At 58.6% G+C, this 20,876-nt stretch carries 13 protein-coding genes; all 13 read left to right on the top strand.

Annotated elements, in window-relative coordinates:
• Positions 1 to 530 precede the first annotated feature (530 nt).
• The 13 genes from VEH04_06970 (at position 531) to VEH04_06910 (ending at position 20,024) form a co-directional block, all read left to right on the top strand.
• Positions 531 to 3,929, top strand: coding sequence for a PAS domain S-box protein (locus VEH04_06970; GenBank protein HYG22509.1), 3,399 nt, complete (start codon positions 531 to 533; stop codon positions 3,927 to 3,929).
• 272 nt (positions 3,930 to 4,201) lie between these two features.
• Entirely contained in the window at positions 4,202 to 4,753 is a 552-nt protein-coding gene (locus VEH04_06965) for a DUF2911 domain-containing protein (GenBank protein HYG22508.1), read from the top strand.
• 24 nt (positions 4,754 to 4,777) lie between these two features.
• The gene (locus VEH04_06960; protein ID HYG22507.1) at positions 4,778 to 5,629 is read left to right on the top strand and encodes a DUF2911 domain-containing protein; all 852 of its coding nucleotides are present in this window, start codon (positions 4,778 to 4,780) and stop codon (positions 5,627 to 5,629) included.
• Positions 5,630 to 5,781: 152 nt separating this feature from the next.
• A complete protein-coding gene (locus VEH04_06955) occupies positions 5,782 to 8,172 on the top strand; it encodes a PIG-L family deacetylase (protein HYG22506.1) in 2,391 nt (796 codons plus the stop codon).
• Positions 8,169 to 8,348 carry a hypothetical protein gene (locus VEH04_06950; GenBank protein ID HYG22505.1) on the top strand — a complete coding sequence of 60 codons (180 nt, stop codon included), beginning with the start codon at positions 8,169 to 8,171 and terminating at the stop codon, positions 8,346 to 8,348. The genes VEH04_06955 and VEH04_06950 overlap by 4 nt, the downstream gene beginning before the upstream one ends.
• Complete coding sequence (locus tag VEH04_06945; GenBank protein ID HYG22504.1) at positions 8,345 to 10,072, top strand: sodium:solute symporter; 1,728 nt, start codon at positions 8,345 to 8,347, stop codon at positions 10,070 to 10,072. The genes VEH04_06950 and VEH04_06945 overlap by 4 nt, the downstream gene beginning before the upstream one ends.
• Positions 10,069 to 10,842: a hypothetical protein gene (locus tag VEH04_06940; protein ID HYG22503.1), complete on the top strand. Its 774-nt coding sequence runs from the start codon at positions 10,069 to 10,071 to the stop codon at positions 10,840 to 10,842. The genes VEH04_06945 and VEH04_06940 overlap by 4 nt, the downstream gene beginning before the upstream one ends.
• Positions 10,814 to 11,548 (top strand): PIG-L family deacetylase, encoded by a 735-nt coding sequence (locus VEH04_06935; GenBank protein HYG22502.1) that lies wholly within the window; start codon positions 10,814 to 10,816, stop codon positions 11,546 to 11,548. The genes VEH04_06940 and VEH04_06935 overlap by 29 nt, the downstream gene beginning before the upstream one ends.
• A gap of 10 nt (positions 11,549 to 11,558) precedes the next feature.
• On the top strand, positions 11,559 to 12,698 hold the full coding sequence (gene bshA / locus VEH04_06930) for an N-acetyl-alpha-D-glucosaminyl L-malate synthase BshA (protein HYG22501.1): 1,140 nt from the start codon (positions 11,559 to 11,561) through the stop codon (positions 12,696 to 12,698).
• A 275-nt stretch (positions 12,699 to 12,973) separates the two neighbouring features.
• On the top strand, positions 12,974 to 13,705 hold the full coding sequence (locus tag VEH04_06925) for a sigma-70 family RNA polymerase sigma factor (protein HYG22500.1): 732 nt from the start codon (positions 12,974 to 12,976) through the stop codon (positions 13,703 to 13,705).
• A gap of 69 nt (positions 13,706 to 13,774) precedes the next feature.
• Entirely contained in the window at positions 13,775 to 15,925 is a 2,151-nt protein-coding gene (locus VEH04_06920) for a serine/threonine-protein kinase (protein HYG22499.1), read from the top strand.
• Entirely contained in the window at positions 15,922 to 16,734 is an 813-nt protein-coding gene (locus VEH04_06915; GenBank protein HYG22498.1) for a prepilin-type N-terminal cleavage/methylation domain-containing protein, read from the top strand. Before VEH04_06920 ends, VEH04_06915 begins: the two co-directional genes overlap by 4 nt.
• 296 nt (positions 16,735 to 17,030) lie before the next feature.
• Positions 17,031 to 20,024, top strand: coding sequence for a beta-propeller domain-containing protein (locus VEH04_06910; protein ID HYG22497.1), 2,994 nt, complete (start codon positions 17,031 to 17,033; stop codon positions 20,022 to 20,024).
• The last annotated feature ends 852 nt before the right edge of the window (positions 20,025 to 20,876 follow it).

Here is a 20,876-nt window from a genome sequence, read left to right as displayed (position 1 = left end):
CTGCGGAGCTTGCAGCGCCGCGGAGTCACACTCTACGAGAGCCTTTACGCTGCCCTTCTTCCACACCAACCCGCTGCATGAAATGCGTGTGAACATCTTTCAACTCCATGATTGACGGACTACCTCAGAGGTCTCTCCCCCGGCCCCTCTCCCGCTCCTGCGTCGCAGGCGAGGGGAGAAAGCAGCCTGGAAACGAGCGCCCTGATTTGCGTGTAAAGCCCCATTCAACTCCCTCTCTTCCGCTCGGAGCGGAGGAGAGGGGCTGGGGAGAGGAGGAGCGTTTGAGCTTGGGAACGACGTCACGCTGTAGAACGAATCAGAGCACCCTCTCCCCGAACCCCTCTCCCGCTCCTGCGTCGCAGGCGTGAAGAGAAAACGGGGACAGCGTCACGATGCACCCCGCTCGGGCTCACGCCGGGATTTCCCATTGCCATCATTCCAGCGTTTTAATACGCATATGAAAATCCGAGATGATTGTGCATGAACCTGAAACCGAGTCTCGTCCATCATCGCCAGCATCTTTGCCGCCGGTGAATGGAAAGGCAGCAGAGAGGTCTCACCCTCTGCGGTGGTTCATCGGCGCGCTGTCTGGATATGTGTTGCTGACTGGGATTGTGACGCTCACCGGCTGGTTCATTCGCAGTCCACGGCTGACCGACTGGCTGAACAGCGGCATCTCGATGTTTCCTAATACCGCGATCGCTGCCGCGCTGATTGGCGCGGCGCTTTTGCTTAGGGTGTTCCAGGCGAGGTGGGGCCATGCCACTGCGAGCGCCTTGGGAGCAGGTGCTGCGCTGCTCGGCGGCGTGACCCTTGCCGAACATTTGCTGGGCGTCGATTTCGGAATCGACACGCTTCTTGTCACCGATGGCGCGTGGTCGTTCAGAGGCGCGGCAGCGCCGGGAAGAATGGGGCCGCCGGCGTGTGTTTCGTTCCTTTTGCTCGGCACGGCGCTCGTGCTGATGAGGCATGAAAGGAAACGGCGCCTGGTGCCGGCCTGTGCCATTCTCACCATCGCGATCGCATCGCTTGGGTTGATTGGATACGGCTTCAACGCCAACAACCTGTTTTCAATCGCAAAAATCACGGGCATTGCAATGCCAACGGCAACCATGCTTCTCGCCGCAGGCGTCGCGGTTCTGGCGAGCGTTCCTGACCTCGAACCCGTGCACACGCTGCGTCAAAAAAGCGCCGCAGGCGTCCTCGCCCGCTCGGCCCTTCCGTTCGTCATCGTGATTCCCATCGCGCTCGGCTGGCTCTTCATCCGCGGCCGCGAGGAAAATTTTGTGGATCGCGGAACCGGGATTGCGCTGCTGGTGCTCGCGTTGCTGATATTGCTCTGCTGCCTGCTCTGGCGTTCCGCGGCGGCCGTCGCATCGCATGAGCGCGTTTCCCAGAACCGCGAGGCACGATTTCGCAGTTATTTCGAACTGGGCTTGATTGGCATGGTGATTTCCTCTCCGGACAAGCGAATGATCGAGGTGAACGACGAATTCTGCCGCATGCTTGGCCATGATCGGGACGAACTCCTGAAGCTGAACTGGTCCGACATCACTCACCCCGACGATATGGCCATTGACGGAAAACGGTTCGAGCGTGTCGTGGCTGGTGAATCGGACGGGTATTCGCTGGAGAAACGCTTCCTGCGCAAAGACAAACGTGTGGTGCACACGATCATATCGGTTCGCTGTGTGCGCCGCGCGGATGGTGCCATCGATCATTTTGTCGCCCTCGTGCAGGACATCACGCAACGCAAGCGTTCCGAGGAGATTCTGCGCCAGCGCACGCGTTCGCTGGAACTCATCAACAAAGTGGGCTCAACGCTCGCAGGTGAACTGAATCTGGAAAAACTCGTCCAGGCGGTGACGGATGCGGGACGCGAAGTAACCGGGGCGCAGATTGGTGCATTCTTCTATACAGCCCAGGACGCTAAGGGCGGACCGGTGACCCTTCACGTGGTGTCAGGAGTTCCGCCCCAGGCGTTTGCAGATCGAATGACCTCGGGCGCAACATCCATCCTGCATCGAACATTCCATGCAGCGGGCATCATTCGACTGAACGATGCCATGACTGATAAAAATTCTCACGGGCACCGCCTGCCGGACGAAGCCCTCTTCGGGCGTCTGCCGGTTCGCAGTTACCTGTCAGTGCCGGTAATCTCGCGCTCAGGTGACGTTCTCGGCGGCCTGTTGTACGTGCATTCCCAGCCCGGCGTGTTCACGGACGACGCGGAACGCATTGTGGTTGCGATTGCCTCGCAGGCCGCGATGGCCATCGACAATGCCCAGCTCTATCGCAAGGCGCAGATGGAAATCGCGGAACGCAAACGCGCCGAGGAAGCCAAGGGCCGCCTGGCTGCAATCGTGGAGCATTCAGACGACGCGATCATCAGCAAGGATTTGAACGGCATCATCACGAGCTGGAATCGCAGCGCGGAGAGAACGTTCGGATATCGCGCCGAGGAAACAATCGGCCGTTCAATCCTGATCCTTATTCCGATCGAACGGCATCCGGAGGAAACGACAATTCTGGATCGCATTCGCCGCGGGGAGGCCATCATTCATTTTGAAACCGTCCGCAAACGAAAGAATGGCTCGTTGCTTGACGTTTCGCTGACGGTTTCACCCGTTCGCGATGATCGCGGGGACATCATCGGTGTGTCGAAGATCGCCCGCGACATCACTGAGAGGAAGCGCACGGAACGGCAACAACAGGCGCTTTTTGACCTCGTTGCGACGATCAATCGCGCGGCCGCAATGCCCGAAATCCTTGCGGCGGCGATTGAATCCGTTTGCCGCTCCCAGGGCGCGGACCGTGCCGCAATCCTGCTGCGCGATGAAGATAATGTTCTGCGGTTCAAGGCATGGCGGAATCTTTCCGATCCGTATCGGAACGCGGCTGAAGGCCACTCGCCCTGGCGCGGGGATGAAGTCAATCCTCCGCCAGTCTGGTTCAAGGATATTCAAGCTTCTCCGCTGCCTCCTGCGTTGAAGGCTGTTGCGGAGCAGGAGGGGATTGGCGCGCTGGCGTTTATTCCGCTGACGTACGAGCAGCGTCTGCTTGGAAAGTTCATGCTGTATTACAACACGCCGCATGACTTCACAGCTGAGGAGATTCGGCAGGCGCAGACGATTGCCAGCCAGGTCGTCTTTGCAATTGAACGACAGAAGAGCGGCGAAGCGCTGGAACAACTGGTGAATCAACGCACCGCCTCGTTGCGCGAGGCGATCGCGCAGATGGAGGAATTCTCCTACACCGTTTCCCACGATCTTCGTGCGCCGTTGCGTGGCATGAAGGTGTATTCGGAAACGTTGCTCGAAGATTATTCCGTGTCGCTGCCGGATGAGGCGCACGGATTCCTGAAGCGAATCGCGGCCAATGCTGATCGTCTCGACAAGATGATCCTCGACGTGCTGACGTTCAGCCGCATCGCGCGGGTCGAATTCCGGCTGGAACGCGTCGCGCTCGACAAGCTGGTCCACCAGATCGTGGAGCAATACCCAGGGATGCAATCACCTGCGGCGTTGATTGAAATCGAACCGCTCCCAGACGTGCTGGGGCATGAGCCGTCCCTGACGCAGGCGCTTTCGAACCTTCTGACAAACGCGGTTAAGTTTGTGGCCCCCGAAGTGCGCCCGCACGTGCGCGTCTGGAGTGAACGGCAGGATGATTTCGTCAGGCTGTGGGTGTCCGACAATGGCATCGGGATTGATCCCCGATATCAGCGGCGGCTGTTCGGAATGTTCGAGCGCATTCATCCGAGCCTCAATTACGAAGGAACCGGGGTAGGCCTGGCAATCGTGCGGAAAGCCGCCGAACGCATGGGCGGCAGGGTTGGGATGGAATCGGACGGCAAGCAGGGAAGCCGATTCTGGATTGATGTGAAGGCCGTTGATGCTGGGGCTGAAGTGACAAAAGCGGCGGTGTAAGAGAACGCAGCGGGGAAGCCTTGGCTCCAAGCGGTGTCGGAGCGCCGGCTTGCAGTTGGCTTACAATGATCGAAGAACCCGCGCGCACAGACTCAGAGCTATTGCGATTCCATAAACGAGAACCAGTGGACGAAGTTGGCCGGCCAGGCAGAATGGTGCGTTAAGCGACTGCAAGTCGGCGCTCAGGCGGCCAATCGGGCGTTCGCAGCTGGCTGTAACCAAAATCGGGGCAGTTCCCTCCTTACAGCTATCACTTCAACCCAGGAGAACGCATGAAATTTGTATACGGCATGGTGGCAGCGGCAGTTTTGGCAACCGCAATGGCGGCGTCCGCGCAGCAACAGCGCCCGGCCAGCCCGCCGGATGTGGCGCGTGTAAACGTGGATGGCGCGCGCGTGGCGATCTACTACGCCCGCCCTTCAATCACAAACGCTCGAAACCAGGAGAAAAGAAAAATCTGGGGCGGATTGGTTCCTTACGGCAAAGTCTGGCGAACCGGCGCCAACGAAGCGACGCTGATGACGACGCAGCGCGCCCTTGTATTCGGCGAAACCGTGGTTCCTCCCGGCGCTTACACCTTATACACGCTGCCGATGGAAGACGGTTCAGCGAAGCTCATCATTAACAAGCAGGTCGGCCAGTGGGGCACCCAGTACGACGAAAAACAGGATGTCGCCCGCGTCGATCTCAAGAAAGAAACGGTCGCCGGCCCGGTTGAACAATTCACCATCGCGCTCGAACGAAATCCGGCCGGCGGTGGTCTCTTGAAGATGTCATGGGAAAACACGCAGTTTTCCGTGCCCTTTACAGTTCAAAAACAGTAAGCAACGATAGTCGCAATCAACTCTATGAATTCGAAAATACTTGGTTTGACGTTGGCAGCCGTCGGTCTCCTGGTCGCGAACGCCGCTGAACAGGCGCCGCGCGTTGAGTTCCCAGCCCCCAGCCCCGCCTCCACGCTGAAGCAGCGCGTCGGACTGACTGACGTGGAAATTGTTTATTCGCGGCCCAGCGTGAAGGGACGCAAAATCTTCGGCGGACTCGTCTCCCATGGCGAAGTCTGGCGAACCGGCGCGAACACCGCGACGAGGATTACCTTCAGCACGCCCGTAAGGATCAATGGCGCTGAAGTTCCCGCGGGCACCTACGGACTCTTTACCATTCCAGGTGAGAACGAGTGGACGGTCATCATCAGCAAAGGCTCCGAACAATGGGGCTCGTATCGATACGACCAGAAGGACGATCTCGTTCGCGTGAAGGCCAAGCCCGAGAAGCTCGCCCAATCCGTTGAGACGTTCACGATCGGCATCAACGATCTCCGTGACGATTCCGCGACGCTGGCGATTGAATGGGAAAAGGTGCGGGTGCCGGTGAAGATCGAGGTCGACCTTGTGAACAAGTTGAAGGCGCAGATTGACCAGGTGATGGCCTCCAACGAAGCGCGCAAGCCGTACTTCCAGGCTGCCATGTTCTACTACGATCACAACCTCGACCTGCAGAAGGCGAAGGAATGGGTGAATGCAGCCGTTGCTGAGCGCGAGGCGTTCTACATCGTGCATCTGCAGGCCAAAATCCTGGCGAAGACTGGCGACAAAGCCGGCGCCATCAAGGCAGCCAACCGTTCCACTGAACTCGCGAAGCAGGCGAATGACAGCGGTTACGTGACGCTGAACCGGGATCTCATTGCCAGCTTGAAATGATTGGCAGGATGCCGTTTTCCCGGCCGGCTGGCCGCGCCGTATCTCGGCGCGGCCGGTCCGGCTTTTTTCTTGTGATGCCTTCACGCGAGCTGCCCCGGCTGCGTCACACTATTGCCGGCCTGCTTGCGGCGTGTGTGCTTGTTTCCACTGCAATGCCACGTTCCGTGCGCGCCGATTCGACTCCTGCCGCCGTGCTCCAGGAACTCCGCAGTTTCCAAAACATGGGAACGGTTCTCTATGTCGCGGCGCACCCTGACGATGAGAACACGCAGATGATCTGTTATCTCGCGCGCGGCAAAAATTATCGCACGGCTTACCTTTCGCTGACTCGCGGCGATGGCGGCCAGAACGTGCTGGCGGGCGATTTGGACGAACGATTGGGAGTTGCGCGCACGCAGGAATTGATCGCGGCGCGGAAACTGGATGGCGGCCAGCAGTTCTTCACGCGCGCCATCGATTTCGGTTTTTCGAAGGATTACCAGGAGACGCTGAGCATTTGGAACAAGGATGAAGTGCTCGCCGATATTGTCCGCATTATCCGCTATTTCCAACCCGACGTCATCGTCACCCGCTTCACCACGCAGCCTGGCGGAACGCATGGCCATCATACCGCGTCGGCCGTGCTCGCTGCTGAGGCCTTCAAGATTGCGGGTGACAAGAACGCTTATCCCGAGCAACTCAAGACGCTGAAGCCCTGGCAGCCCAAACGCATTTACATGAATCGCGGTGGCGGTGGCGGCCTGCAGATGGAAATCGGCGGGGAACATCCGGTTTCCGGAACTTCGCTGAACGAGCTGGCGATTCGCAGCCGTGCGATGCACAAGACCCAGGGGTTTGACAATTTTCGCGGGTTCGGTGGCGGCGGCGGTGGCGGACCGCGTTCGGAATCGCTCAACCTTCTCGATGGAGCGCCCGCAACCAACGACATCATGGAAGGCGTCGATACGACCTGGAATCGGCTTTCAGGCGGCAGCGACGTGGCGACGCTCGTTGGACAATTGCTCGAAAAGTTTAACACGAACGACCTTTCCGCGAACGTCCCTTTGCTGCTCAAGATCCGCACCGCTCTATCCAATGTGCCAATCGATGCGGTCACCTCCGAGAAGCGCCGACAGCTCGATCGGATCATTGCCGACTGCGCTGGCTTAACGTTCCGTTCGCAGGTGAGTTCGGCTGAAGTTGTTCCTGGCGAACAGTTCCGCGTCAAGCATGTCGCATTGATTACTTCAAAGATGCCTGTCCGCTGGGTTTCATCGCGTTTAAGCGGTACGGAGTTGCTCAAGGCAGCAGCCGATCTCAAACCGGGAACGCCCGTAGAACAAGAATCCCAAATCACAGTGCCCCTGACCGCGTCGTTGAGTCATCCGTATTGGCTGCGCGCCGATCGCGCCCTCGGGACTTTCCGCGTCGATGACCTGGCGTTGATCACTGAACCTGACAATCCTCCAGCCTTCCCACTGGAACACACGTTCGAAATCGGGGGACAACGCATCGTGCTCCAGGACGAACCTGTACAGCTGAAGGGCGACGTCGATGGCGGGGATCGTCCCGCGCAGGTGATTCCTCCGATTTCCATGTCATTCGGTTCCGATGTCGCTGTGTTCGTTCCAGGTTCAACACGCGAATTGACGGTTCAACTCACGGCGGCCCGCGGAAATCTCGCAGGCAGGGTTCAACTCGAATTGCCCAAGGAATGGAAGGTGTCGCCGCAGAGACAGGACTTCAGGCTGAAAGAAGCCGGCGCGAATCATCCCGTGCGGTTCACGGTCACGGCGCCACAGGAAATGGATTCCGCGAAGATTGTTGCGAGCGCGACCATTGGCAGCACCACGTTCCGGCATGAACGCGCCGAGGTTCGATACCGGCATCTGCCGCTGCAGTTGTTGCATCCGCTCGCTGCGATCCGCGCAGTAAATATGGATGTCCAGATCGCCGCGAAGAAGGTCGGCTACATACCCGGAGCTGGGGATGACATTCCCGCGGCGCTGCGCCAGTTGGGCTGTGATGTTTCGGTCCTCGAAGGCGAGGTCACCACCAATCACCTCGCAGGGCTCGACGCGGTTGTGATTGGAGTGCGGGCTTTCAACGTGCGAACGAACTTCGGTCCAACGCTCGCATCGCTGGCTGCGTTTGCTGAAGCCGGCGGAACCGTTGTCGCTCAATACAATCGCGCCAACAACACGCTTCCCGCGCCGTTCGGATTGCGATTGTCGGGAGCGCGCGTCACGGATGAAACCGCGGAGGTCCGCCTGCTTGCGCCCGAGCATCCCGTGTTGAACAAGCCCAACCGCATCACCGCGGCGGACTTCAGCGGCTGGGTGCAGGAGCGCGGCCTTTATTTTCCGAATCAGTGGGAATCAAGGTTCACGCCGATCCTGGCGTGCAACGATCCCAACGAACAATCACTTGAGGGCGGGCTGCTGGTTGCACCGCACGGCAAGGGCCACATCGTTTACACAGGACTTTCGTTCTTTCGCCAGCTGCCGGCGGGCGTTCCCGGCGCCTACAGGCTTTTTGCGAACCTGGTCTCACTCGGCAAATGAGCGGTTCGAAACCGGAATCATCCTCCCAACCGCCGAGCGTCCAGCCGGAACCCGATCCGGATGACTTTCCGGGCGTTCCTGGCTTCAAGAACTGGCGCGGGATTTACATCTTCGTTATCGCGTTCTTTGCGGTGGTCGTAGTGCTGCTGACGCTGTTTTCGCAACACTACCGATGAACACCTTCGATTGGGTCGTCCTGCTCGGAACGATGATCAGCATCGCCACGTACGGCGCATGGCACACGCGCCATACCAATCATCTCGACACCTATCTCAAGGGAAGCAAGACCACGAAGTGGGGAACGATCGGAATTTCCGTGATGGCAACGCAGGCGAGCGCCATCACGTTCCTGTCAATTCCGGGCCAGGGTTTCGAAAGCGGCATCGGGTTTGTTCAGAATTACTTCGGCCTGCCGCTCGCCTTGATCATCGTCTGCGCCGTCTTCCTGCCGATTTATCGCAAGCTGGGGGTTTACACGGCCTACGAATATTTGGGCAACCGCTTCGATGCAAAAACGCGGCTGCTGGGTGCGGGTCTCTTTCTCCTGCAGCGCGGACTCGCAGCCGGAGTGACGATCTATGCGCCAGCCATCATCCTCGCGACGGTGCTCGGCTGGCGCCTGGATTTGACCGTAATCGGGATCGGCGTGGTTGTGATCGTTTACACGGTGACGGGAGGAAGCGAGGCAGTCAGCCTGACGCAGAAATGGCAAATGGGAATTATTTTTGTAGGCATGGTGACTGCGTTCCTTCTCCTGATCGCGCGGCTTCCTGACGGGCTCGGCTTTAACGAAGCGGCACACGTTGCGGGTGCGATGGGCAAGCTGCAGGCCGTGGATTATTCGATGGATCCAGAGAAGCGATACACGATCTGGAGCGGATTGTTCGGCGGGTTGTTTCTTTCGCTCTCGTACTTCGGAACCGACCAGTCGCAGGTGCAACGTTACATTGGCGGCGCCGCGCTTCGCGAAGGGCGTTTGGGTTTGATGTTCAACGCGGTACTCAAGGTGCCGATGCAGTTCTTTATCCTGCTGATCGGCGCATTGCTGTTCGTCTTCTATCAGTTCCAGCCCGCGCCCGTGTTTTACAACCGCGTCGAATGGCAGCGACATGTTGCGGGCACGCACGGCGCTGAGTTCCAGGCGGTCGAAGACAAGCATGCGCAACTGCACGCAGCCAAGAGCGAAGCCATCCGCGCCTGGCTGCAGGTCCGGCACAGTACTGATGCAGCTGCCGAAACTGCTGCACGGGAGGCGATGCTGGCGCGCGAAGCGGAAACGCAGGCAGTGCGCCAGGAAGCCAAGGATCTTTTGCGTGCGCGCGACCCGCTCGCGAAGATCAAAGACTCTGACTACATCTTCATCGGTTTCATCCTGTCGCAAATGCCGCATGGCGCGATTGGATTGCTGGTCGCGGTCATGTTCGCCGCCGCGCTTTCTTCAAAGGCGGGCGAACTGAATGCGCTCGGCACAACTTCCACAATCGACCTTTGGCGGCACTTCCGTCCGCTCGCCGCGCATGACGAGCGACGCAACGTGCGGGTTGCAAAGTGGTGGACAGCGGTGTGGGGATTGGTCGCGATCGCCTTCGCGCTCTTTGCCGGCTTCGCCGAGAATCTCATCGAGGCGATCAACATCATCGGCTCGATCTTCTACGGCGTGGTCCTCGGAATCTTCCTCGTTGCGTTCTTCGTGAAATGGGTTGGCGGCACCGCGGTTTTTTGGGCCGCAGTCATTTCGCAGACGGCAATCTTCGCCGTGTATTTCCTGCGGCTTCGTTTTCCCGTGCTCGATTTCTCCTATCTTTGGTACAACGTGATCGGCTGCACGGGTTGCGTGTTATTAAGTATCATCCTCCAACTGTTCCTGCCACGCGCGCCCAGGAAAGCAACCGCCCAATGAATCATCCTGTCATATGCTTCGGCCAGCAACCGTGCGGATTCTTTCCGCGGCGGTTCCTGTTCGCGAAGTTCGAAACAGCGCGCCGCCTGCAGCAGGAACTCGGCGGCGAAATTGTTTTCTTCTACCACGACAGCGACCACGACCCGCGCGAGACCCGCACGATCCTTCGCCACCGCGCAACGCAAGAGCCGGCCGTGTTGAACTTCGTCGTTGCAAACAAGGTTCAACGCAAGTTTTCACCGCTCAGCCTCAAGCGCATTGCTCCGGACTGGCAGGAGAAGACCTCGCTTCAACTGCCCAATTACTTGAATGGCCGCCTGATCCAGAAGTTCAAAAGCATTCGCGCTGAAACCGTGGGTGAATTCTGTCTGGAGATGTATCGCGCGCTGGGATTGCTCGAAGGCGTCCGCGTTGTGCGTTCGGCCGACACTGAAGTCCGGCGCAGCGCGTGTGACATCACGGATTGTTTTGTCGACGTTCCTTACGAAGGCGAGATCGTTCGCGCCAGGGCAGAGAACGGCCAATTGCGATTGCATGAGGGTGGCGACTCGTATGTGACGCTTCCCGACTGCACCTTTGGCAAGGAGCAGATCAGTCCCACGCGCGACTCGCGGCTGCGCTGGATGCAGTCGGTGATCCACTGCACGCATTACATTGCCGGGGCTGGCGAACAGGCCTACCTTCGCCAGGAAGAAGCACCCGAAATCACGTTCGTTCCACGCGACAGTATTGATCGATCGGATGAAGCCTACATTGAATTCCCCGGCTGAATCGGCGCCGCTCACAGTGTTTGGCGCGCACCCTGACGACATTGAATTCGGCTGCGGCGGAGTCATTGCCAGCGAGTCGCGCGCAGGGCGCCGCGTTCACTTTGTCATCTGCTCCAAAGGCGAGGCCGGGTCTTATGGCACGCCAGCGCAGCGCACTGTTGAAGCCGAAAGCGCCGCAGGCTTTCTCGGAGCGACCATCGAGTTCATTGATTTGGATGGTGACGCGCATCTGGAAGTGCGCGCGTCCCACGCAATCCGCCTTGCGGGAATTCTTCGCGAGAGGAAGCCCGCCATTGTGTTTGCACCCAGCGTCGTGCGAAATCAACACCCGGATCACTGGCGCCTTGGGGAACTGGTGCGCGATGCGTCTCGGATTGCGCGTTATGGCGGCTTGAAGGACTTGTCCGCGCCCCCGCATGCGATTCAACAGTTGTATTTTTATGCAGTGACCGCTGAGGCGGAACCCCGCGATATCAGCCCTGTCCTGTTCGACGTCTCTGATGCCGCCGTGCTGGAAGCGTGGCGCAAATCCATGGAAGCGCATGCCTCGCAGATGCAGGCGCGCAATTACATCGAACTGCAATTGACGCGCGCGCGGTTGCTCGGCGCGCGAGCGGGAGTGAGCTATGCCATCGCGGTGTTTCCAAATGATCCTCTCATTGTGAATTCGCTGGAACAGGTCGGCCGCGGCGCGCGGCGATTTTGATCCGAAACGTATGATGACAAAGCCGCTGCGCATTGGAATTACCTGTTACCCTTCAGTGGGAGGCAGTGGAATTCTGGCGACGTCGCTCGGCGAGGAACTGGCAAAACGCGGGCACGAGGTGCATTTCATCAGTTACGAACGGCCGTTCCGATTGCCATTCGACGTGCCGCGCCTGCACTTCCATCCTGTCGGGGTCAATGCATACGGGTTGTTCAAGTATCCCGATTACACGCTGCCGCTTTCGGTCAAGATGGCGGAGGTCAGCCGGGATTTCGGGCTCGACGTGTTGCACGTGCATTACGCGGTGCCGCATGCGACGGCTGCATTGCTGGCTCGGTTGATGTTGCCGCCGCACCAGCAGCCGCGCGTTGTGACGACCTTGCACGGAACTGACACCACGCTCCTTGCGCGTGACCCGGATTACGGGCCGGCAATTCATCACGCATTGGAACAATCCGATGCCGTCACTGCCGTGTCGGAATATTTGCGTCGCGAAACGTTGCAGCTCCTGGAGATGAAGCGGCCGATCGAAGTGATCCATAATTTCTTTGATCCGCGCCCCCCCCAACGAACGCCTGGGGAGGTGCGCCGGGAACTTGGTCTTAACGGCGAGTCCGTGGTGTTTCACGCATCCAACCTCAGGCCGGTGAAACGAATCGATTTGCTGCTGCAAACGATTGCACGCGTGCGGGCTGATCGTCCGTTCAAGGTGATCCTCCTGGCGGGCGACAGTTTTGCGCCGTTTGCTGAAGATGTTCGCGCGCTGGGCATTGAGGATCGCCTGCTCGTGCTGGAACGCGTGCGTGACATCGAAGATTATCTGCAGATTTCCGACGCGGGTTTTTTCACGTCCGAGAGCGAGAGCTTTTGCCTGAGCATTCTGGAGTGCATGTGCTTCGGCTGCCCGAGTGTCGCCCGGCGAGTGGGCGGAATTCCTGAAGTGGTGGAGAATGGCAGGTCAGGTGTGCTGGTGGATTCGGAGAACACTGATGAAATGGCGCGAGCGTTGGAATCGTTGCTTCGCGATGCCGGGCGCCGGAAGGCGATGGGCACGGCTGCAAAGGAACGGGCTGAATTGTGTTTCTCGAGTGACGTGATTGTGCCGCAGTATGAAGCGCTGTATCGGCGCGTCTGCGCGGCGAGTTCGTAGCGCAGACCTCCGTCTGCTTTTGAAACCGGCGAAGCAATCTTAGGGCGCATTCCGACGCTGTTCTTGCGTTCTCGGCCCGCCTCCAGTCACACGACTCATCTGTCTCCCTTCGCCTGCGACGCAGGAGCGGGAGAAGGGCTGGGGGAGAGGACTTGACCCCGAGCGAAAGAGAAGGGGATCCAAACCGCTGCTTCTCCACCGATGCCGGGATCGCTGCGCGCTACGCTGTTTTCCGCAGTTGCCAGACGGGCGTCGCAAGGTAGGATCGAACCGCTATGCTCCCCACGCCCCGGACCTCTGGTGCCAGCCAGGCTGCCCGCTTTGGAACAACGCAATGGAGTGTGGTGCTGCAGGCGGAACGCGGAGCCGAGGATGCCTTGCTGAAGCTTTGCCAGCTTTACTGGCGGCCGCTCTACGCATTCGTTCGACGGCGCGGACATTCGGTCCACGATGCGCAGGATCTCACGCAATCTTTCTTCGCCCACGTCCTTGAACATGACGCGCTGGCAAACGTTGCGCCGTCCAAAGGCCGCTTTCGCTCGTTCCTCCTCGTTTCGCTTAAACATTATCTCGATAACGAATGGCACAGGGCAAATGCCCAAAAACGCGGGGGAGGGCAGGTGATCCTTTCTTGGGACGATCTTCGCCCCGCGGAACGAGACGCGCTGGAGCCGCGGGATGACTCAACGCCGGAGAAGGTCTTCAACCGGCGCTGGGCGCTCATGCTGCTCGAACGCGCCATGCAACAGCTGGAAACCGAATGCGTCGCCGCCCGCAAGGGTGAATTGTTTCAACGCTTAAAACCGCATCTCACAGCCAACAATGCCAGCGCTCCTTATCAACAACTCGCACCCGAACTCGGATTAAGCGAGGGAGCTTTGAAGGTCACCATTCATCGTCTGCGGCGCCGATTCGGAGAACTTGTGCGACAGCAGATCGCGAAGACCGTGGCGCGGGAGGAGGACATCGATGATGAAATTCGCCAGTTGTTTGCTGCCCTCGCGTAGCGACCGTGATGGGGGCACGGATGCCGTGTAACCACGGATTTCATTTCCTGTTGTACTTATGGTGAACGAATGAAGACGTGCGAAGCCATCGCAGCGAAGATCTGCCCCACGTGCGGCGGCGAGATCCCGCGCGACATCTCATTCCAGCAATGTCCGCGCTGCCTCCTGGAACTTTGCTGCCTCCCGCCCGCGGCGCCCGTTCCCGAAGCTGAATCCGCATCGAAACATTTCATCCAGGGCGTTCCGTTCGGTGACTACGAAATCCTGGAACGCCTCGGGCACGGCGGCATGGGCGTCGTTTACAAGGCGCGCCAACGGTCTCTTGATCGGATTGTCGCACTAAAGAGTGTTCGGATGGGCGACCTGGCCTCGCCCGCGGATCTCGCCCGTTTTCGTCGCGAAGCAGAAGCTGCGGCCAAGCTCGATCATCCGCGCATTGTGCCGATTTACGAAGTGGGCGAGCACGAAGCGAATCCGTTCCTCGTCATGCGGTATATCCCCGGCTGGAGCCTCGCTGAAAAACTTCCCGAGTTCACAAACGCTTCCGATGTGCGTGCGGGCCAGATCCAATCCGCACGCATCCTTGCCACGATGGCGCGAGCCGTTCATTACGCGCACGGTCGCGGCGTCCTGCACCGCGATTTGAAGCCCAGCAACATCCTTCTTGATCGCGACCTTGAGCCGTATCTTTCTGATTTCGGCATTGCCCAACTGGCTGACCAGGAATCTGCGCTTACACAAACCGCGGAACTGATCGGCACGCCAAGTTACATGTCCCCCGAACAGGCCGCGGGCAAGCGCGTGGATTGCCGCGCCGATATTTACAGCCTCGGCGCGATTCTTTACGAAATCCTGACGGGACGTCCTCCGTTTCAAGGCGCGCGACCCGTGGAAACCTTGCGCCAGGTTATTCACGATGAACCGCTGAATCCTCGCGCAATCAACTGCCGGTCTGACCCCGAACTTTCAATCGTTGCGCTTAAGTGCATCGACAAGGATCCCGCTCGACGTTATCCAACGGCAATTGCTTTCGCCGAAGACCTGGAACGGTGGCTTCGACGCGAACCCGTCCTCGCGCACGCACCCAGTCCCGCGCTTCGAGCGCGACGCTGGCTCGCGCGCAATCCGCTGCTCGCGCTCCTGATTGCTGGTTTGGTTGTGGGAATCACGGTGACTTCATACCTGCTCGTTCGGACGCAGGAGGAACAACGAAGGAAGTCGATTGCGCTTGCCATTCTTCGCACCGAGTCTGCGCGGCAATTGCAGGAAATATGGGATTCGCCGAAGCCATTCTTTGCGATCCGTTCCGAGACTCTTGCCGCGATGGCCGGGCGGGAGCCTGTGCGTTTTCCTGGAAACGAAACCCGGCTCACACTCGCGTTCGTTGTTCAGGGAAATCCACTCGACCGAGTCCTCGGTGCCGCCTCGCTCCTGCAGTACGTCGAAATACAAATGAAATCAGCCTCGCCCACCGCGACGCGATTGGATCTCCGCATTTATAAACGGCAGGCCGAAGCCATCCTGGATTTCATCGCGGGCGATGTGGATTTCCTGCAGATGAACGCTCGCGAATATGTCGAGGCGAAGGCGTCGCACATCGGCGTTAAACCGTTGTTGCTGGGAATTTCCTCCACTGCCGCGGACGGCGAAACCGGTGACACTGCGGTTCTGTTCACGCGAAAGGACTCAGGTGTTGAACGCGTGGCTGACGCGCGCGGGCGTTCAATGCTGTTCGGACGGGAGGATTCGACGCTGACATATTGGGCGAAGGTGCACCTTGCGAATGCCGGAATAACCCAGCGTGATATGGGGAAGGTTTCGTATCTCGGAGACGCACCGCGACAATCGCTTTCCGATTCACACGATGCGCTGGGGAATCCTTACAGCGACATGACGCCGGTAGATGCGGTCGTGCACGGACGCTTTGACATCGCCGTTGTGCGCGAGGTTCGTTTTCGTCAGGTAGCAGAAAGGCACGAGCTTGTTGCCATCGGCCGTTTTCGCGACAGCGGCTACATGATTGCCGGGCAGCCTGCACTGTCAGCGACCGCTGCTGAGAAATTCCGCAATACTTTAGCGCAATTGAACGATCGGCAGATGTTACAGACGTTCACCGGTTTTCCGAAACAGTTTGCGCCGTGCAGCGATTCGGACTTCGACGACGTGCGGCACAATCTCACCGCGGCTATCCGTTTTGATTCCAACGAAACTCCAAAATGAAGACTCACGTTCAGCAGCGCCGGCGTCTCTGGGGATTCACATTGATCGAGTTGCTCGTAGTCATCGCAATCATTGCCATTCTGGCTGCGATGCTCCTGCCCGTCGTGGAGCGTGGAAAGACTTCATCACAGCGCGTGGGTTGCCTTAATAATCTGAGACAATGGGGCATCGGGACCGCATTGTATTCGACGGACAACGCGGACTGGCTGCCGATGGAATCTGCTATCGACGGCATCAATACGTGGGAAGTGACGCGCCAGCCGTTTGCTGTTGGCGTCTGGTACAACGCCATGCCGGAAGTTATGAAGACGCGAAAGATGTCGGACTACGCTGAGACTCCCTCGTCTCAATTCGAGTTTTATTCGCGCAACGTATTTCATTGTCCGCGCGCGCGGTTTTCGGATGTGGCCGCCACTTACCCGAATTTTTCCCTGGCGATGAACTCCAAACTGATGGGCGATTTCGAATCGACGACGCCCGCAGGTTCGTTTGACAGCTTCGCGCGGCAGATCAGGATCACAAGCATCCAGGAACCCGCGCGGACGGCACTGTTTCTGGATGCGGGCGTGGCGGGCGAGCAGCAGTTATCTTCCTTGCAACCGCCTTATACAGGGCAACCGAAGGCGTTCGCGAGCCAGTTTCCCGGGCGGCACACTCGAGGAGGAAATATTCTGTTTGTGGACGGACATGGGTCGTTTCTGCGCGGTGACGCGGTTGTGGACATGAATCCTGCCAGTGATTATCGCGGAGGCGCTGTGTTTCCGCCCAAGGAAGTGGTATGGTGCGCCAATCCCAACACAGTGCCGTGAAGGAATTGCAGCCGACTAGTTCAGCTCACTCTCTTCCACTCGGAGCGGAGGAGAGGGTCCGGGAGAGGAGGAGCGTGGTAGTCGCGGAAACTGCTCTTTGTGGGTCACCCTCTCCCCAGCGCCTCCCGCTCTGGCGTGACATGCAAGGCCTTATTGTTTTTGAATCCTGTAACCTTGAACCGGATTTCCGGTTGTACCGAGTGATGAGAACCTTATCGATTTGCTTCAAGAGGCTCGCGGCTGCAGCAAACGTGTTCGTTCTGCTTTTCGCCTGCAGCACCCACGCTAACCTGCCCGTGATTCAATCCGTCCAGGTCGGCAAGACAAACATCCACGTCACGGCTTCGGTTCCGCCAGGGAATGCCGCGATCGTGCTGGAACACCGCACTCAATTCGGAACGGGCGCATGGGTTCCCGTCGCAGTGAAACGCGGTGCCGCGGCAGGCAGTTCACTCACGTTTGACCTCCCGCGCGACAAGGATTTTGGATTCCTCCGCGTCCGTGCCGACGCATCCCTGCCACTCCCAACCCGGTTTTACACCGGCACCAACGAGTTCGATGCGCAATCGGATTCATCCCTTGCAGCGTTCGATAACTTCGGTCCGGCTGCACCGAACGGCGGGGGGACTCGCGAGGTTGTTGAGTCCGACATCTGGCGGCTGCACGGCGATACACTTTACTTCTTCAATCAGAACCGCGGGCTCCAGGTCATCGATGTCAGCGATCCCGACAATCTGCAATTGCTCGGAACCTTGAACCTTCCGGCCGCAGGCGACCAGTTGTATCTGCTGAAGACTAATCATGTCGTGCTGCTCACGCGCGACACGTGCGGAACGTATGGCGGCTTCGGACCTGCCTACGGTATCGGGGCAAGCTCCGTTCTCGTGGTTGCTGTCAGTAACGGCGCGCCGGCGATCGCAGCGCAGATTCCCGTCGATGGCTTCATTAGCGAGAGCCGGATGGTTGGCGATGCGCTGTATGTCGCTTCGCAGTCCATGCGTGCCACAGCGTCAGGAAGCAACACGGTCTGGGAATGGGGAACGCGTCTTGTTTCCTTTGACCTTTCGACGCCTGCACTTCCCATCGCCCGATCGACGAATTGGTTTCCGGGCTACAACAACGTGGTTTATGCAACTGATACTTACTTCTTTGCAGTGACTCTCGGTACGGGCAACGGGTCGCGTTCCACCGTAAACATCATCGACATCACTGCTGAAGACGGAACGATGCACGACTATGCCTCGCTTCAGTTGGGCGGCGTTGTCGCCGACAAATTCAAGTTGAACTGGAGCGATGGCGTGCTTGCGGCAATTTCCGAAGTCTCAAGCAACCCGCGGCTGACCCGCCTGGAAACATTCAGCCTGCCGCCGCCGGGCGGAGTTCCTGTTGCCCCGGCGAAGCTCGGTGATGTTGAAGTGGGCCATGGTGAACGTCTCTTCGCAACGCGGTTCGACGGAACGCGGGCTTACATTGTTACTTTTTTCCAGATCGATCCGTTGTGGATTGTGGATCTCAGTGATCCAGCGAACCCAGTCGTAACAGGGGAACTGGAGGTTCCCGGCTGGTCCACGCACATTCATCCGCTCGGCGATCGCCTTGTTGCTGTTGGCGTGGAGACCAATCGGACAACTGTTTCGCTCTTCGATGTCTCCAATCCGTCGAACCCGGCGCTCGCCAGCCGCGTCCAGTTGGGAACCACATATTCCTACAGCGAAGCGCAATCGGACGAAAAGGCGTTCAATGTTCTGGCTGAGGAAGGTTTGATCCTGCTGCCTGTGCAGGGATCTTTTCCCGATCCGCGGGCATGGGTGCAGTTGATTGACCTCAACACAAACTCGCTCGTGATGCGCGGGACCATATCGCAGGACTTCGTTCCGCGCCGCGCAACGGTGCACAGGGATCGCATCGTTTCGATATCCGCGACAGAACTGCTTTCCGCCGACGCGACGAATCGCGACGCGCCGCAGGTCACGGGCCGGCTCGCTCTTTCGTGGCCTGTGAACCAGGTCTTTCTCGCGGGGGATTATTTGCTGCAAGTGATGTTCGGCACGCGTTGGGATTTCGACGGCGACGCGGGAATTATCGTTGCGCCGCGCTCGGATTCCTCGCAGATCGTGTCACACCTCGCCTTTACGAACGCTCCGATCGTGGGTGCGACCGTTCGCAGCAACAGCCTTTACGTTCTTCAAGCTACAACGGGTTATGCGCTGGCAGGAACAAATATTCTAACTACCAGCGACGTGTGGCTGACAGTTGTTGGACTCGACGCCTTGCCAGCCTTGAATGTGCTGGGTGAAGTTTCGGCGAGCATCTCGCGGCCCGTGCCAATGTGGGGCGGAAATTTCCATCCTGTGTGGCTCGGAACAAATCTGCTCGTGTGGGCGGGCGGCGGCAGCACCTTTCTGGGCGGGCCATGGGATCCTGTCGCGTTCGGGCCTTCCGCAGGACTTGGATTCTGGCCTTACCCGAATCAGAGTCGCAATGGTGGCGGCCAGCTTCTCGCGTTCGATGTTGCCAACGAACTCGCGCCCGAGTTTGTCTCTGAAGTCGACCTTGCAACGAACAACTGGTGGGGCTTCAGCAAACCTTACGTGGCGGGCGAGTTGGTTTATCTCAGCCACAACGCCAGCGTGCCCTATGGCAGCTGGACGAACGCGGGCGACTGGTCTCCTTTTTACAAGACATTCCTGGATGTGATCGATTACACGGATCCGGCTCATCCGACGCCGCGAAAGCCAGTCAATGTTCCCGGAACGCTCAAGGGAATTTCGCACGAAGGCTCGCTTCTTTACACGATTGGATTTTATGGGATATCCGCCAGCGGAGGCGAAGGTTCACAGGCTTTGGTGGCGAGCGCTTACGATGGGATTGCTGCGCATGCGATCGATGCTCTGCCGCTCACCAATCGATATAATTCGGCGGCAGTCGTTGACGGTGCGAATGTCTTCCTTACCGGCCGTGAATGGTTGACTGTGAGCAACAGTGTAAAATCGGAGCTTGAGACATGGGTGTTGAACGGTGAGGGGGAATTTACACTGCTCGGTTCGGCGAAGCTTTCCGGGGAAGCCATGGATCTCGCGTTGTTCCCGGGCTTGGTGGCGGCGCAGGTGGGATGGGCGCAAGTGGACGTCTTTGATCGATCGAATCCTGCGGCGTTGCGCCTGGTTGGTCATGGCCCGCAGGCCAGTTGCCTCCCATTCAATCTTCAGCTCGGTGATGCAAGGCCCGGTGACGAGTTATGGCTGCCGCTCGACTTCTACGGAGTGACGAGCGTGCTGCTGGCACCCTGAGCAGAAGGTAAAGCAAGCCCCTTGACCACGAGGGAGAAAACGGGTTTGCGCGAATTACGCAAAGTTGCGTGGATTGAAATGAAGAACTTTAACGACGGATGGACCGGGATGAACGCGGATTTGTGAAGCAGGAGCCGCCGCAGAGGCGTCTATCCATGAATCACCTCTCACACGAATCGGCAGCAGGCGATTCGCGTAAATTAGCGTAATTCGCGCAAACCCGTTTTCCCTTTCAATCCGTGTTCCTCTCCCCCTCTTCCGAGCTCAGCCGGAGGAGGGGGCCGGGGGGAGGAGGAACGTTTCATCATTTCATCTGCCTCACCAACCATCTTCCTCCGGTATCTCTGCGTCCTCCTGTTCAAATCCCGTTTGCCCACGGATCAGTAGAAGAATGGCAAAACCACAAATCACACCAACCACACGAAATCGGATTGGAAACTTACGGAAAGCAGCGTAATTGGCGTAAAAACGTTTTCCGTTTCAATCCTTGTCCCTCTCTCCCTCTTCCGAGCGCAGCCGGAGGAGGGGGCCGGGGGGAGGAGGAACGTTTCATCTTTTCATCTGCCTCACCAACCATCTTCCTCCGCTATCTCTGCGTCCTCCTGTTCAAAAGTCCGCGTTCCCAGGGGTCAGCAGGGAATTAGAAAACCACGAATCACACCAACCACACGAAATCGGATTGGAAATTTACGGAAAGCAGCGTAATTGGCGTAAAACCGTTTCCCTTTCGATCCGTGTCCCTCTCCCCCTCTTCCGAGCGCAGCCGGAGGAGGGGGCCGGGGGGAGGAGGAACGTTTCATCTTTTCATCTGCCTCACCAACCATCTTCCTCCGCTATCTCTGCGTCCTCCTG

This window comes from Verrucomicrobiia bacterium, assembly GCA_035629175.1.
Classification (GTDB): Bacteria; Verrucomicrobiota; Verrucomicrobiia; order Limisphaerales; family DASXHY01; genus DASXHY01.
Note: the sequence above shows the minus strand (reverse complement) of the source record. Positions and strands in the feature narration are given on the sequence as shown.

Bases quoted from the DNA above. Each gene is read 5' to 3' on its own strand.
- VEH04_06920 (HYG22499.1), top strand. From the start codon at position 13,775: ATGAAGACGTGCGAAGCCATCGCAGCGAAGATCTGCCCCACGTGCGGC.
- VEH04_06965 (HYG22508.1), top strand. From the start codon at position 4,202: ATGAAATTTGTATACGGCATGGTGGCAGCGGCAGTTTTGGCAACCGCA.
- VEH04_06935 (HYG22502.1), top strand. From the start codon at position 10,814: ATGAAGCCTACATTGAATTCCCCGGCTGAATCGGCGCCGCTCACAGTG.
- VEH04_06945 (HYG22504.1), top strand. From the start codon at position 8,345: ATGAACACCTTCGATTGGGTCGTCCTGCTCGGAACGATGATCAGCATC.
- VEH04_06915 (HYG22498.1), top strand. From the start codon at position 15,922: ATGAAGACTCACGTTCAGCAGCGCCGGCGTCTCTGGGGATTCACATTG.
- VEH04_06960 (HYG22507.1), top strand. From the start codon at position 4,778: ATGAATTCGAAAATACTTGGTTTGACGTTGGCAGCCGTCGGTCTCCTG.
- VEH04_06925 (HYG22500.1), top strand. From the start codon at position 12,974: ATGCTCCCCACGCCCCGGACCTCTGGTGCCAGCCAGGCTGCCCGCTTT.
- bshA (HYG22501.1), top strand. From the start codon at position 11,559: ATGATGACAAAGCCGCTGCGCATTGGAATTACCTGTTACCCTTCAGTG.
- VEH04_06940 (HYG22503.1), top strand. From the start codon at position 10,069: ATGAATCATCCTGTCATATGCTTCGGCCAGCAACCGTGCGGATTCTTT.
- VEH04_06950 (HYG22505.1), top strand. From the start codon at position 8,169: ATGAGCGGTTCGAAACCGGAATCATCCTCCCAACCGCCGAGCGTCCAG.
- VEH04_06955 (HYG22506.1), top strand. From the start codon at position 5,782: ATGCCACGTTCCGTGCGCGCCGATTCGACTCCTGCCGCCGTGCTCCAG.